This is a genomic window from Kutzneria sp. CA-103260 (genome assembly GCF_018263855.1).
Lineage (GTDB): Bacteria > Actinomycetota > Actinomycetes > Mycobacteriales > Pseudonocardiaceae > Kutzneria.
The window spans coordinates 1,030,173-1,044,953 of sequence record NZ_CP073318.1 but is presented as its reverse complement, the minus strand read 5'-3'; the positions used below and the strand labels follow the sequence as shown (position 1 = coordinate 1,044,953).

Here is a 14,781-nt window from a genome sequence, read left to right as displayed (position 1 = left end):
GCTCACCTCGTCGTCGAGTCACCCACCTCCGTTGAGCATATCGCTCAATCAGAGCACCCTCATATTGCGCATCGCCCGCGATGGACGTGCAATTTAGCCAACTTGCGCAGGGTTAAGGGAGGTTCGACGTGTCCGATCGGCAGCTGCTCAACGGTGTGCACGCGCTGGCCCGGCTGCTCGTCGACCAGAGCGAGGCCGACCGCGCCCGGGGCTGGCGCACGGCGGGCCTGGTCTCGGGCTACCGGGGCTCCCCGCTGGCCGGTCTCGACCAGCTCCTGCTGAAGCAGTCCAAGCTGCTCGCGGAGCACGACATCAAGTTCGTGCCGGGTGTGAACGAGGAGCTCGCGGCGACCGTGGTCTACGGCTCGCAGCTGAGCACCCAGCTGCCGGATCCGAGCTTCGACGGGGTGTTCGGCCTCTGGTACGGCAAGGCCCCGGGCGTGGACCGCTCGTCGGACGCCTTCAAGCACGCCAACTGGATGGGCACCACCCGGCGGGGCGGTGTGCTGGTGGTGGCCGGCGACGACCCGGCCAGCAAGTCCTCGACGCTGCCGTCGAACTCGGCGATGGCGCTGGCCGAGTCCTTCATGCCGGTGCTGGCCCCGGCCTCGGTGGCCGACGTGCTGCGACTGGGCCGGCTAGGCATCGAGATGTCCCGGTACAGCGGCTCCTGGGTCGGCCTGACCGTGCTGACCAGCATCGCCGACGCGACCGAGGTCGTGGACACGTCGGAGCAACTGGAGATCACCGTTCCCGAGTTCAGCTGGCTGGGCCGCCCCTGGCAGCCCACGCACAAGCCGGGCGTGGACATTCCGGCGGCACTGGCGATGGAACGCGAGGTGCTGGACGGCCGACTGGCCGCGGCGACGGCGTTCGCGCGGGCCAACGGGATCAACCGGATCGAGGGCGCCCGCGACGGGGCCCGGATCGGCTTCATCGGCGTCGGACGGTCCTATGTGGAGCTTCGCGAGGCGCTGCACCGGCTCGGCATCGACGACCAGATCCACCGAATCCGGCTGCTGCGACTGGGCATGGTGCACCCGCTGGACCAGGAGACGGTGCGCGAGTTCGCCGAGGGCCTGGACGAGATCGTGGTCGTCGAGGACAAGCGGGCCTTTGTGGAGCCGATGGTCCGGGACGCCCTCTACGACCTGTCGACCCGGCCTCGGGTGCGGGGCAAGGACCTCATCCCGGTCACCGGTGAGCTGGACGCGGACCGGATCGCCTTGGCCCTGACCAAAACGCTGGTGGAGCGGTTCGGCGTGGACGCGGTGCACCCGCTGCCGCGGCGGCGTCCGCAGCTGACTCTGACGGCAGTCAGCCGCACCCCGTTCTTCTGCTCGGGCTGCCCGCACAACCGGTCCACGGTGGTGCCGGACGGGTCGCTGGCCGGCGCGGGCATCGGCTGCCACGCGATGACCACGTTCATGGACCGCAGCCTCGGCATGACGCAGATGGGCGGCGAGGGCGCGACCTGGGTCGGCGCGGCCCCGTTCAGCGGCGCCGGCCACATGTTCCAGAACCTCGGCGACGGCACGTTCTTCCACTCCGGCAGCCTGGCCGTGCGGCAGGCGGTGGCGGCCGGCACCAACATCACGTTCAAGCTGCTCTACAACAGCGCGGTGGCGATGACCGGCGGCCAGGACGCCGACGGCGGCATCGACCCGGTCGGCGTGACGCATCTGCTGCACGCCGAGGGTGTGGCGAAAATCGTTGTGGTGGCTGATGATCCGGGCAAGTACCCGCGCGGCACCGCCTGGGCATCGGGCGTGACTGTCCGGCATCGTGACGATCTGGATGCCGTACAACGCGAGTTGCGGACTGTCACAGGCACGACAGTCCTACTCTATGACCAGGCGTGTGCGGCCGAGACGCGGCGGAAGCGCAAGCGCGGCAAGGCTCCCGAGCCGGCGCAGCGCGTGTTCATCAACGAGGCGGTCTGCGAGGGCTGCGGCGACTGCGGCGCGAAGTCCAATTGCCTCAGCGTGGAGCCGGTGGAGACGGAGTTCGGCCGCAAGACCAGGATCGACCAGACCTCCTGCAACAAGGACTTCTCCTGCCTGCTGGGTGACTGCCCGTCGTTCATGACGGTGGTGCCTGGGAAGGCCAAGGCCAAGGTCACGCCGCCACAGCTGGCCGGTGACCTGCCCGAGCCGGCGCAGAAACCCGGTCAGGCCAACGTGGTGCTGGTCGGCGTCGGCGGAACCGGTGTGGTGACGGCCAACCAGGTGCTGGCCGGCGCGGCGCTGCTGGACGGCCTGGACGCCCGCGCGATGGACCAGACCGGCCTGAGCCAGAAGGCCGGTGCGGTGGTGTCGCACCTGCGGATCGGCCCCGAGCACCGGGAGCGGCCAGGTCTGGTCGGCCTGGGCGCTGCCGACACCTACCTGGCGTTCGACGCCCTCGCGGCCACGGCACCGTCCAATCTGGACCGTTGCGCGCCGGACCGTACGGTCGCGGTGGTCTCGACCAGCCAGACGCCGACCGGCGAGACCGTCACCGACCCGTCGAAGGTTTTGCCGGCCAGCACAACGCTTCTGGGCACGATCGCGGACCGCACCATCGGCGGCCGCATGGTCGCCGTGGACGCGCTCGGCGTCGCCGCCCGGCTGTTCGGCTCCACCACCGCGGCTAACTTCCTGGTCATCGGCGCGGCCTACCAGTCGGGGCTGCTGCCGATGAGCGCCGCGTCGATCGAGGCGGCCATCGAGCAGAACGGCGTCGGCGTGGCCAGCACGATCCAGGCGTTCCAGGCCGGCCGCAAGCTCGTGCTCGAACCGGGCTGGGCGACCCAGGCCGAGAGCACCGAGGACGGACTCCTGCGAGCCGAGCCGTTCATGGCCCAGGCCAAGGAGATCCTCGCCGCCGCCGGCATCGACTCGGCCACCGCGCTGACCAGGACCGCGGACCTGATCGGCTACCAGGACTCGCGCTACGCCCGCCGCTATGTCGACGTTCTCGCCGGGGTGGAGAACGCGGCGGTGCGGGAGGTCGTGGCGCGCCAGCTCTACAAGCTGATGGCGTACAAGGACGAGTACGAGGTGGCCCGTCTGCATCTCGATCCGGCCGTGCGCCAGCAGTTCGGCCCGGACGCCAAGGTGAAGGTCATGCTGCACCCGCCGCTGCTGCGGGCCATGGGCATGCGCCGCAAGCTGGCCCTGGGCCGCACCGCCGGCCCCGCGTTCCGGGTCCTGCGGTCGATGCGCCGCCTGCGCGGCGGCCGCCTCGACCTGTTCGGCTACGCCGCGGTGCGCCGTCTGGAGCGTGACCTGATCACCGAGTACGTCGCCGTCGTCGGCCGCCTGGCCGGCGCTCCCGAGGAGCTGGCGCTACGCATCGCCGACCTGCCCGACATGGTCCGCGGCTACGAGGACATCAAGGTCGAATCGGTCCGCAAGTACCGGGCCGAGCTGGCGAACCTGGTCGCCGAGCTGGGCAAACGCCCGCAGCCGGTGCGCTGATTCCGGGGGCTGCCCCGGCTCCAGAAGGGTGGGGAGCCGGGGACAGCGGGCCGGACCCCGTCACGGGGGGGTGAAACGGGGGCTGGCCGGTTTCACGGTACGTGGCCGGGCGTGACCCCATGACGGGAAAAACACCGTCGCCGCCCGGCCCAACGCCCGCTACCCGTCCGCGGACACCACGTATCCGAGCGTGCCTTCCTTGACCACCTTCGGGCTCTCGCAGTTCGCGATCACCGAGTCGAAGTGGCTGTTGCCGGCGTTGCACCGGTACAGCGGGGTGCTGACCACGCCGTCCGGCTTGTCCTTGAAGACGTAGCCGAGCAGGGCGACGGTGGTCTGGCCTTCGCACTTGCCGGTCTGGTCCACCGAGCTGAAGTGGTCGTCGGTGGTCTTCATCTTGCACGCGTAGAACTTGACCGAGCCGGGCTCGGCCTTGGACAGCAGCGAGCCGAGCGGCCCCTCGGCGGTGAAGCCGGACGGCGTGGCGACCTTGGGCGTGCCGCTGAAGTGGAAGCCGACCGGGCTGTGGTATCGGGTCAGCACCACCAGCGCCAGCGGCGGCTTGGTCTTCGTGGTGGTGGTTTTCGACGTGGTCGTGGTGGTCGTCGTCGTGGTGGTCGTGGCGGCGGTCGTGGTCGTCGTCGGCGCGGCCGTGGTGGTCGCCGTCGTCGAGTTGACGGCCGCGGCTGAGGCGACGCCGTCCTGCTGCCCGGAGTTGGCCAGCAGCACCGCCGAGGTGGCGGCCACCGCGACCGCCGCCGCGGCCGCGCCGCCGATGAGGAAAGCCTTGCGGCGGCCGGGTTTCGGCTCGCCCTCCCACGGGTCCACCGGCCGGGTCGGGGTCAGCGGCGGACCGCCGGACAGCACCTGACGCACCTGCGCCGGCAGCCACCGCTGGTACGGGTCGGCGACCAGCAGTCCCATGATCACGTCGGCCAGCGGCCGCCGGCACAGTTGCAGCCGCGGCTCCTCGTACATGATCGCGTGCAGGGTGGCGGCGGTGGTGTCCCGGTGGAACGGTCCGTGGCCCTCGACCGCGTGGAACATGGTCGCGCCCAGCGCCCACAGATCCGAGGCGGGCCCGGGGAAGCCGCCGTTGAACAGCTCGGGGGCCATGTAGCCGGGCGAGCCCAGCACGCCGCTGCTGGTGTGGCCGGGATCGTCCATGGCCCGGGCGATGCCGAAGTCGGCCAGCTTGACCCGGTCGCCGGGCAGCAGCATCACGTTGCTGGGTTTGACGTCCCGGTGCACGATGCCGGCCGCGTGCGCGACCTCCAGCGCGGACAGCAGGGCCAGGCCGATGTTGGCCACCCGGTCCGAGTCCAGCGGGCCCTGCGCGGCCATGATGTCGGCCAGCGTCGGGGCCTCCACCAACTCCATCACCACGAAGGTGGAGCCGCGGTCGGTGAGCACGTCGTACACCGTGACCACACCCGGGTCGTTGAGCCGGCCCGCCGTGCGAGCCTCCCGCAGCACCCGCTCCATGCCGCCCGGCGGCACCTGGATCTCCTTGAGCGCGACCTGCCGCCCGATGACCCGGTCGTCGGCGCGCCACACCACGCCCATGCCGCCCCGGCCCAGCTCGCCGACGATCACATACCGGTCGGCCACCACCCGGTTCACGCTGCCTGACCCCCTCCACGAGACCTTCACATCTTCCGCCATCGCTCTCCACGGCCCGCGTCTAGGGTCGGTCCCATGGCTGACGGACAGGGCACGGGGGGACAGCGCAGGGTGCTGGTCGTCGACGACGAGCCGACCATCGCCAGGTCGGTGGCGGACCGGCTGCGGGCCGAGGGCTTCGAGGTGGAGATCGCCGCCGACGGGCCGTCGGCGGTGGCCGCGGCCGCGGCCCGGCGGCCCGACCTGGTGGTGCTCGACGTGATGCTGCCGGGCTTCGACGGGCTGGAGGTGTGCCGGCGGATCCAGGCCGAGCGGCCGGTCCCGGTGCTGATGCTGACCGCCCGGGACGAGGAGACCGATCTGCTGGTCGGGCTGGCCGTCGGCGCCGACGACTACCTCACCAAGCCGTTCTCGATCCGGGAGCTGGCCGCCCGGGTGCACGCCCTGCTGCGCCGGGCCGGGCGGTCCGAGCAGCTGGACGGCCGCCGGATCGTGCTGGCCGACCTGGAGATCGACGTGATCGAGCGGCGGGTGCACCGGTCGGGCGCGGAGGTGCACCTGACGCCGACCGAGTTCCAGCTGCTGGTGCACCTGGCCGGGCGGCCGCGGGCGGTGCTGCCGCGGGAGCGGCTGCTGGCCGAGGTGTGGGGCTGGGGCGAGGCCGCCGGCACCCGGACCGTGGACAGTCACGTCAAGGCGTTGCGACGCAAGCTCGGCGCGGACCTGATCCGCACCGTGCACGGCGTCGGCTACGCCCTGGAGGTGCCGCGGTGAACCTGGTGAACCGGGTGGTGGCGCTGCTGCGGATGCTGCCCCGGCCGCTGGACCCGGTGCGGTCGATCAAGCTCAAGCTGGGCATCGTGGTGGTCGCCTCCGGCGCCACGGCGCTGGCCTTCTTCTGGTGGCAGATCGGCTGGCTGCCGCCGTGGACCTCGGTCGTGGCCATCGCGCTGGCCCTGGTCACCTCACAGGTGCTGGCCCACGGCATGACCCGACCGCTGCGGGCGATGACCGCGTCGGCCAAGGCCATCGCCCACGGCGAGTACGAGGTGCGGGTGCGGGCCACCACCCGGGACGAGGTCGGCGAGCTGGCCGTCGCGTTCAACCAGATGGCCGCCGACCTGGGCGCGGCCGACCAGCAACGGCGGGATCTCATCGCCAACGTGTCCCACGAGCTGCGCACGCCCATCACCGCGCTGCAGGCCGTGCTGGAGAACGTCGTCGACGGCGTGACCCCGGCCGACCCGTCGACCATGAGCACCGCGCTGGCCCAGACCCAGCGGCTCGGGCGGCTCGTCGAGGACCTGCTGGACCTGTCCCGGTTGGACGCCGGCGTGCTGACGCTGGCCCGGGAGGAGCTGGAGCTGGCCCCGCTGCTGGCCGACATGGTCGCGGAGGCCGAGGTCGCCGGCCGCAGCACCCGGTTCGAGGTGAAGGTCGAGCCGGCCGACGCCGTGGTGTTCGCCGACCGGGGACGGCTGCACCAGGTCGTGGCCAATCTGCTGGACAACGCCTCCCGGCACGGCCCGCGCGGCGGTCTCGTGCGGGTGCAGGCCGTCGCTCACGCCGATCACACCGTGATCGAGGTGGTCGACGAGGGCCCGGGCATCGCCGCCGCCGACCGGCACCGGGTGTTCGAGCGGTTCACCCGCGGCGAGCGCTCCGGCGACGGCGGAACCGGTTTGGGGCTGGCCATCGCCCAGTGGGTGGTGGACCTGCACGGCGGCACCATCGCCGTGGTCGACCCCGGCCGCAAGGGCTGCCGGATCCGCGTCACCCTCCCCTCCCCCTCCTGACAACCAACGTTTGGGTGTCTCCAAGACCCCCAAACCCCCGCCGTCGACACCGCTGAGTGCTGCAAACCCGACCGGGTTTGCAGTCGTTGGCGACCTCATTTCCCGGGGTTTGTGGGTCTTGGAGACACGCATACCTCAGAGCTGGTTTGGAGTTGTGATGAATCCTGCCCCGAAGCCGTGGCCGGTGTTGCTGGCCGGAGTGGTGACCGCCGCCCTGGTGCCGCTGGACAGACCGGGGGTCGGCTGGCTGCTGGCCGCGCTGCTGCTGATCGTGGTGGTGTGCACGCAGATCAGCCGGCCGAAGCTGATCAGCATCGGGTGGGCGGCGGTCACGGTGCTGCTGGTGGGCGTGGGCACGGTGCGGGCCGCGGGATGGCTGTTCACGCTGTGCCTGCTGGCGGCGCTGGTCACGGCGTCGCTGGCGGTGAGCGGTGGCCGCACGGTCACGGCGCTGGTGTTCGGCGCGATGCGGGCGTTTCCTTCCCTGACCAAGGGATTCGGCCGGATCCGCGGTGGCGGGCGGATGACGGTGTCGATCGGGATCGGCGTGACCATGGTGGCGATCTTCGGCGCGCTGTTCGCGGCGGCCGACCCGGACTTCGCCGCGCTGATCCGCGACAGTTCGCCCACAGTGGACATCGGCTCGACGTTCCGCACGCTGTTCCTGTTCTGCTGCGGCGGTTTGGTCGCCGCCGGGACGCTGCGTCCGCACGTACGTCAGCGGGTACCCCGGCCGAGTCAGGCGGTGGTCCGCCGTCTGGAGTGGGCGGTCCCGGTCGGCATGCTGGTGGCGCTGTTCGCGGTGTTTGTTGGCGTGCAAATGGTTTCCTGGTTCGGCGGCAGCGATTACGTGATGCGGACCGCCGATCTGACCTACGCCCAGTACGCCCGTACGGCCTTCTGGCAGCTCACCGCGGTCACGGTGCTGACCCTGGCGGTCATCGGCGTCACGGCCCGGGTCGCGCCCCGTGAATCAGCCACGGATAGGTTGTGGCTCAGGGGAATTCTTGGCGCGCTGTCGCTGCTGACGCTGATCGTGGTGGCGTCGGCGTTGAGTCGCATGTGGGCCTATCAGGAGGCGTACGGCTTCACCGTGCTGCGGCTTCTGGTGGAGGCGTGCGAAATCTGGCTCGGGCTGGTGTACGTCATGGTGATCGTGGCCGGCGTGCGGCTGAGCGGCCGGTGGCTGCCCAAGGGCATGCTCACCACGGGCATCGCCGCGCTGCTGGTGCTGGCGGCGCTGAACCCGGAATACGTGGTGGCCCGCCAGGACGTGCAGCGCTGGCAGCAGACCCAACGGCTGGACACGCTGTACCTGTCCGGGCTGTCGGTGGACATCCTGCCGGCGCTGGACGGACTGCCGGACCGGCTGAAGGCCTGCGCCACGCCGTGGCAGCAACTCCCGGCGGACGACTGGCGCGAGTGGAACACCAGCCGCGCCGCCGCGAGGGAACTCCCCCACCCGGTGTGCCCCTGACGCTGCGCACCGGCGGCGTTACCGTGCGAACAAGCCCGGTAAACACCGTGATTCGCACGGCCCGTGGGGTTGCCAGCGGCGGTAGCATCCTGCCGCCAGGCATGCCCGGCCCCGACGGGAGTCCACGATGAACATGGTCCAAGCCCTGCCGCAGTGCCAGGTGGGGCCGGCGATCGGGGCCGGTCGCACGGGCGTGGTGTACGCGGGCGTGCACCGGTCGCTCGGCCCGGTGGCGATCAAGCGGCTGCCGGGCATCGGCGACCGGTTCGACCGCGAGGCGAAAATCCTTGCCGGGCTTGACCATCCGCACATAGCACCGGTCCACGACTACGTGCGGGCCGGCCGCGACGGCCTGCTGGTGACCGAACGTCTCGACGGCGGCACGGTTTTCGAGCGCTTCCGCCGCGACGGCATCACGCCCGACGCCGCCTGCGCCATCGCCCTGGCCACGCTGGCCGGGCTGCGGGCCGCGCACCGGGCCGGCGTGCTGCATCTGGACGTGCGGCCCAAGAACCTGTTGTTCACCGGACAAGGTGTGCTCAAGGTCGTCGATTTCGGCCTGGCCCAAGGCCCGCCGGCCTACACCGCGCCGGAGCGGGCCACCGGTGGCCCACTGACCCCGGCCGCCGACGTCTACTCCACCGGAACCGTGCTCTATGAGCTCCTTTCCGGCACGCTGCCGGACCGTGACGCGGCGACCACGCTCCGCCAGCGCGGGGTGCCGGAGCCGCTGGCCCGCGTGGTGATGCGGGCCCGGGCAAGGGAAACCAGCAGCCGCTACCCCGACACCGAGGCGTTCGCGACCGAGCTCACCGCCGCCGCGGACGCCACCTTCGGCCACGGCTGGCAGCAACGGTCCGGCGTGCCCGTGCATCTCGCCTCGGAGTCCGCGGAACCGGTGTCGGCCGGCCAGCCGGGACTGGTGCCGACCCTGATCGCGGCGATCTCGCTGCTGGCCCTGGTAGTTCTCGCCTTCGTCGCCCCGGCCCCGGGTCCTCGCACAGCCGTCACACAGATGGCGGTAGTCGGCGTCGGTCCGGGTCAACCGGCCAATGTGGACCTGAGCCTGCCGGTGCCGATCACCGGCGGCCCGGCGACGATGTCGCTGTCCCTGGCCGGCATCCCGATCACGAGTGCCGCCGGCCAGAACTCGGTGACGTTCCCGGCCATCACCCGCTGGCTGGTCGGCGGCACGGTCACCGGCCGCCTCCAGTCCCCCGCCGGAATCCAGGAATTCCCCGCGGTGGCCCAGCAGTTCCCGCTGGCCAGCGCGATGGGCCTGGGCAGCCTGCTGGCCTGCGTGTTCTCGGTGCTGTACCTGCGATTCCTGCTGCGCACCGTCCGACGTGGACAGGAACAGACCGGCACATTCATCGGTGCGGGAGCGGTGGGCGCGCTGTTCGGCGTCGGCGCGTGGCTGCTGATCTCCGTGCTCACCGGCAACGAACCCTCACCGCTGTACGGAATCGGCTGTGCCGTCGCCGGTGTGGTCGCCGCCGTCGCGACGATGCGGGCTACTTCCGCCCGCAGTCGTAGAGATGCTCGCGCACCTCAGGACAGTGTCCAGCTGCCCAGTTGACGTTGGTCTCGGCCACCGTCCGCGCGGGTGTGTGGACATCGCCCTTGACGTAGCGCAGGTCGCCGCCGCGGATGAGGTCGAGAAACTGCTCGGTGGTCGGAAACGGTGTGCGGCCGGTGAACCCGCCCATCGGCAGGACGCTGGCCCCGGTGTGCGCGATGATCGCCGCCGCGCTGCCCGCGCCGTCCACGGCCATCAGGTAACGAGCGCCACCGCTGTTGGTCCGCAGCCAGGACACCAACTCCTCGTCCTTGGCGGATAATCCGTGCGGCTTGTGGTGCGGGGCTCCGGCGGCCGGACTGGCCGCATCGGCCGTTGCGACCCGGGCATCGGTCGACAGCGTCCAGGCCGCCGGGGTGATCAGCATCGCCACGAGCCCGACCACGCCGCCGACCGCGGTCAGCCGTGAGCTCCTGGCGGCCAACAGGGCCAACACGCCGAACACCGCGAGCACGGCCGCCAGCGGCGCGACCTGCGGCAGAATCGGCCGTGCCGGCAACACGATCGTCCACACCGCGGTCAGCAGAATCGCGGTCGGCAGCACCCAGCGATGTCGATCCCGAACACGCCAGAACAGGACCACGCCGCCACCGGTCAACGCGGCGACTGCCGGCGCGAGCACGATGACGTAGTAGCTGTGCCGGAAATCCCCGATGCCGAACGCGGCCACGTGGACGGCGAGCCACAGTCCCCACAGCACGAAGCCGCTGCGCAGCACGCCACGAGTCCACAGTAGACCCAGCACGATCGCCAGTAGGCACAACGGCAGCAACCAGCCGACCTGCGGCGCGGTCCGACTGGTCAACAGCACCAGGAAACCCTTGCCGTGCAACCGGTTCGCGGCGTTGTACCCGAAGACCATGCCCAGCGGACTGTTGTCGGCGGTGGCATCGAAGTACGGACGACTGCCGGCCGGCGTCAGCAGTGCGATCAGCAGCCAGGTCGAGGACACCGCCAGACAGACCGCCCCGGCGGCCAGCAGATGCAGCCACCGGCGCACCGGCGCGACGATCAGGTAGGCGGCCGCGAACACCGGTAGCACCACCCAGGCCTGGAGCATCTTGACCTGGAACGCCAACCCGACCCACATCCCACACGCCAGCAGCGGTCGCAGCCGATCGCTGAACATGGCCCGCTGGCAGGCGTCGGCGGCCAGCACGAGCAGCAGGGTCAGCGGTGTGTCCACGATCTCGGACTTGGCCAGCGCGGCGACGATCGGTGTCAACGTCAACGTCAGGGCGGCGAGCAGACCCGCGGTCTCGCCGGCCCAGCGGGCCACGACCCGGTAGAGCACCAGCACGGTCAGCACGGCCTCGACGACCCCGGGCAGCGCCACTGACCAATCGTGAAAACCGAACAGTCGAACCGAAAGCGCCTGTGGCCAGAACCCGCCGGGGATCTTGTCCAGGGTGATGGATCCCTGGGGGTCGAACGCGCCGAACAGGAACGCCGACCAGCTGCCGGCCATGCTGCGCACGGCGGACGCGTAGTAGTTGTGGACCGGGTGGACCGCCATGCCCCAGGCGTAGATCACCGCGGCCAGGACGCCGATCGCCGCCAGCTTCGCCCTGGTGTTCACACCATGCCCGTCAGCGCGTCCACCAGCCGCGAACGCAGTTCGGGCCGCGCGCGGACCTCGCTGGCCGACTCGATGTGCACGAAGACACCGCCCAGCCCGTCCGTCGCGTTGCCCTGCACGTTCCGGCGGCCCTCCAGGTTGCCGCAGGACTGCTCCCACACCCGGCACACCGCCAGGCCCTGGCCGGTGAGCCGGTCGGCGATCCGCTCGTGCGCCGCCGTGTGCGGCGTCGACCCCGAGGACACGACGACGTCGGTGTCCGGCAGGCTCCGGTCGTCGAAGCCGTGCAGTTGCACCTGTGGCAGACCGAGCTTGGCCAGCTCCACCGCGACCGTGTTGAACAGCGAGTCCGCGTTGTGGGCGACGTCGGCGGTGTTGTCGCCGGCCTTGCGGTGCGCACCGGCGACCAGCACGGCCGACCCCGGCACCCGCCGGTACAGCTCGATGCCGACCTGTTCGGTGTTCAGGTCGAAGTTGGGGTGCGGCACCTCGATGACCAGCCGGGGACGGGCGCCGTAGTCGGCGATGTACATGCCCCAGCCACGCGCCGCGTCCGGTTTGGTGCTGGCCAGCACGAAGTGCCGCCCGGTCGCCTCGTCGACACCGTCCGACACGGTGAATCCCAGTGGTGTCAGCGGTTTCCGCTCCGAGTCGAGGTCGGTGCCGCCGGTCAGCAGCGGCATCAGCCCGTCCAGGGCGGCAGTCCGCTCCTGCTCGCCCGGCGGTCGGTAGGGGGCGTCGGGGCTCAGGGCGTCGGCGAACTCGGACACCTCCGCGTCGAGGTCGACCTTGGCGGTGCCGCCGCCGGGCGTGCGCAGCATCACCACAACCACCACACAGACCAACAGTGTCGCGATGATCAGCAGGTTTCGTCCGGACAGCATCTGAGCACCTCTTGGTCTTTGCGGCCTGGCGGCGGCTGCCCATTAGGAAGTCATGAGTGATGCTTGCTTTACCGCGAGAACCATACTCTAATGGGTGAAGTGGTGGCCGGACGGAGTGTTAGGAGACACCCCGCCGACACCGTGGCCGCTGACCGTCGCGACGTCCACCGACTTTGGTAGGGGATGTGCGATCCAGGTGGCTGAGAAGGTGTCCGCGGGCCACAGGGGCGGCGGGCACCGCGCGGCGCAGTGAATTGCGACGAATGGATGTCGATTCCTTTCGGTTAATGGCGGGCGAATTTGCTGTGGACACGACGAGGAGTACGTGGTGCCGGAGAGGACCCCTGCGGAAACATCGGTGGAGAATGCGTTCCCCGATGGCGTGCGCGCCCCCCTTGCCGTCGTAGCGACGGCGTTCGCGCTGTTGATCGGCTGCTGCCTGGTGGTGACGCCGACGATAAACGCCGCGAACAGCGCACACATTCTGGCCCAGTCACAGCAAAGGCTGGTCGACGATCTCGCGCACGCGACGGCCGATTCTCTCGGCGAGGTCGCCGTGGAGCTGAGCACGGCGGCCAAGCTGTACTCGATCAATCCAGACCGCACTCCCGCCGACGCCGTGACGGCGTTCGCCGGCAGCTGTCCACAGGCACGTGGCGTGGTGCTAATGGCCCAGGGCACCTCGAAACCGCTGGCCCGGCTGGGCGAGCCGGTACCGGTGGAGTCCTTTCCGGACAGGGGCATCGACCGGATCACCGTCCGGGTCGTGCACGATCAGACCGGCCCGGCGGTCGTGCTGACCGCGGCGCCGGTCCCGGGGACCGACTGGATTGTCGTGGTGTCAACGGGAATCCAGGTTCCGGTCAGTCCGACGATCAGGGAATCGGCCCACGCGATCCTGCTGACCACGCCCGACGGCCGGGTCGTCCAGTCGCACGGTCGCCCCGATCCCAGCACCCGGGAGCTGATCACCTCGGGCAGCGCGGCGGCGGCCGACGGCGCCGGCGTCGCGGTGGGGGACGAGGGCAGCGGCCCGGTGGTCAACAACGCCCGCACCACGCCGCTGACCGTCTATGCGCCGGTCAAGACCGGCACACCGGCCAGTCCGGTCGGACTGAACGTGCTGCTGGTCGCGGTGGCGCCGGTCGCGACCGACAGCCAGATTCCCGTGCCGATCGACTGGACGATCACGCTGGCGGCAGTCGTCGCGGCGGCGATGGCCCTGATCGGATTCGGCTTCATCCGGCCGATCCGTCGACTTCGGACCAGTGCCCTGACCGGTGTGCCCAGCGGCCGGCACCGGTTACGCGAAGCCGAGCGGATCGCCGCCGCGCTCGAAGGCCGGCCTCGCGACGCGAGGCGGTTACGGGTCCCGGCATGGGCTGTCGTCCTCGTCGCGGCGATGCTTCCCCTGGGGTGGGCCGCCACGGTCGGGATAGCCGCCGGACAGACCACGCCGACCGTGCCGGACGTGGTCGTGCAGGGGCAACGGGCGCTGGCCGACACCGCGGCCCAGGCGTTGCGGCAACAGCTGTCCGCGAGCCTGACCACCTTGCAGACCTTCACGACCCGGGTGGGCAAGGACATGTCATCGCTTCGACCGGCGCTGGCCGACCTGGTGGCACAGAACCCGCGCTACCGCAGCGTCTACGTCACCGACGCCGCCGGCGCCATCCAGGTCAGCGCCGGCCGGACGGCACTGCGCACCGAGGAACCGCCGCCTGGCGGATCCGGTCTGCACCAACAGAACACCGCCGGTCGGGTGCCGGTGCTCTTCGCCAGCAACCCGCTGCCGGACGGAACGCACACGCTGGTCGGTGAGCTCGATGTGGCCAAGCTCTCCTCGGTGCTGCGGCGCACCGCCGGCAGCGCCCGGCTGGTCGACTCGGGGATGCGCACGTTGGCCGCGGCCGACGGCTATCGGGCGTTCGATGTGGTGGACGAGGAACCGTTGCGGCAGAACGTGACTGACGCGCTGGCCGGTTCGGCCCGCCCCGGCACCGTCGAGATCGGCGGCCAGTGGTACGTGGTCGCGTCCGCCTCACTGGCCGGCACGTCGAAGACCGATCCACTGCGCTGGACCGTGCTGCTGCGGCAGCCGGTGACCGAGCTTCCGTTGCCGGACAACAGTGTGCGCAACTTCTGGCTGTTCGCCGCGATGGCCGGCGGCGCGTTCGCCCTGGCGCTGTTCGGTTGGTATCACTGGTGTTTCGTGGGGCCGCTGCGCCGGTTGGCCGCGGCCGCGGACCTGCTCGCCGGCGGCGATCTCAGGACCGTGATCTATCCGGAGCGGCTCAACGAGATCGGCACGGTGGCGCAGTGCCTGGACGCCTGCCGCCGCCGGCGCGCCGCATCGGTCGACTAACCGCTGTCCGTGTTGGT

9 protein-coding genes are annotated in these 14,781 nt (G+C 70.8%); 6 read left to right on the top strand and 3 right to left on the bottom strand.

Annotation, left to right across the window (positions count from 1 at the left end; all coding sequences use genetic code 11):
• The first annotated feature begins 128 nt into the window (after positions 1 to 128).
• On the top strand, positions 129 to 3,461 hold the full coding sequence (locus tag JJ691_RS04545; protein ID WP_211767542.1) for an indolepyruvate ferredoxin oxidoreductase family protein: 3,333 nt from the start codon (positions 129 to 131) through the stop codon (positions 3,459 to 3,461).
• 159 nt (positions 3,462 to 3,620) lie between these two features.
• Here the strand turns inward: JJ691_RS04545 and JJ691_RS04540 are convergent, their stop codons facing one another.
• Positions 3,621 to 5,084, bottom strand: coding sequence for a serine/threonine-protein kinase (locus JJ691_RS04540; protein WP_442912678.1), 1,464 nt, complete (start codon positions 5,082 to 5,084; stop codon positions 3,621 to 3,623).
• A 75-nt stretch (positions 5,085 to 5,159) separates the two neighbouring features.
• Between JJ691_RS04540 and JJ691_RS04535 the strand changes: the two genes are divergently transcribed.
• The 4 genes from JJ691_RS04535 to JJ691_RS04520 all read left to right on the top strand — a co-directional run bounded on the left by JJ691_RS04535 (position 5,160) and on the right by JJ691_RS04520 (position 9,936).
• A complete protein-coding gene (locus JJ691_RS04535; protein ID WP_211767540.1) occupies positions 5,160 to 5,858 on the top strand; it encodes a response regulator transcription factor in 699 nt (232 codons plus the stop codon).
• 32 nt (positions 5,859 to 5,890) lie between these two features.
• A complete protein-coding gene (locus tag JJ691_RS04530; protein ID WP_211771267.1) occupies positions 5,891 to 6,880 on the top strand; it encodes a HAMP domain-containing sensor histidine kinase in 990 nt (329 codons plus the stop codon).
• Between the two features lie 157 nt (positions 6,881 to 7,037).
• Positions 7,038 to 8,357, top strand: coding sequence for a DUF4153 domain-containing protein (locus tag JJ691_RS04525; RefSeq protein ID WP_211767539.1), 1,320 nt, complete (start codon positions 7,038 to 7,040; stop codon positions 8,355 to 8,357).
• A 127-nt stretch (positions 8,358 to 8,484) separates the two neighbouring features.
• Positions 8,485 to 9,936: a serine/threonine-protein kinase gene (locus JJ691_RS04520; protein WP_211767538.1), complete on the top strand. Its 1,452-nt coding sequence runs from the start codon at positions 8,485 to 8,487 to the stop codon at positions 9,934 to 9,936.
• Here the strand turns inward: JJ691_RS04520 and JJ691_RS04515 are convergent.
• Together JJ691_RS04515 and JJ691_RS04510 are read right to left on the bottom strand one after the other, a co-directional pair.
• The gene (locus tag JJ691_RS04515; RefSeq protein WP_211767537.1) at positions 9,872 to 11,515 is read right to left on the bottom strand and encodes an ArnT family glycosyltransferase; all 1,644 of its coding nucleotides are present in this window, start codon (positions 11,513 to 11,515) and stop codon (positions 9,872 to 9,874) included. The genes JJ691_RS04520 and JJ691_RS04515 overlap by 65 nt on opposite strands.
• Positions 11,512 to 12,399, bottom strand: a complete 888-nt coding sequence (locus tag JJ691_RS04510; RefSeq protein ID WP_211767536.1) for a hypothetical protein — start codon at positions 12,397 to 12,399, stop codon at positions 11,512 to 11,514. Before JJ691_RS04510 ends, JJ691_RS04515 begins: the two co-directional genes overlap by 4 nt.
• Positions 12,400 to 12,781: 382 nt before the next feature.
• Between JJ691_RS04510 and JJ691_RS04505 the strand changes: the two genes are divergently transcribed.
• Positions 12,782 to 14,764: a HAMP domain-containing protein gene (locus JJ691_RS04505; RefSeq protein ID WP_211767535.1), complete on the top strand. Its 1,983-nt coding sequence runs from the start codon at positions 12,782 to 12,784 to the stop codon at positions 14,762 to 14,764.
• Positions 14,765 to 14,781 lie beyond the last annotated feature (17 nt).

Excerpts from the sequence above, each read along its gene's own strand:
- JJ691_RS04535 (WP_211767540.1), top strand. The coding sequence starts at position 5,160 with ATGGCTGACGGACAGGGCACGGGGGGACAGCGCAGGGTGCTGGTCGTC.
- JJ691_RS04530 (WP_211771267.1), top strand. The coding sequence starts at position 5,891 with ATGCTGCCCCGGCCGCTGGACCCGGTGCGGTCGATCAAGCTCAAGCTG.
- JJ691_RS04525 (WP_211767539.1), top strand. The coding sequence starts at position 7,038 with ATGAATCCTGCCCCGAAGCCGTGGCCGGTGTTGCTGGCCGGAGTGGTG.
- JJ691_RS04520 (WP_211767538.1), top strand. The coding sequence starts at position 8,485 with ATGAACATGGTCCAAGCCCTGCCGCAGTGCCAGGTGGGGCCGGCGATC.
- JJ691_RS04510 (WP_211767536.1), bottom strand. The coding sequence starts at position 12,399 with ATGCTGTCCGGACGAAACCTGCTGATCATCGCGACACTGTTGGTCTGT.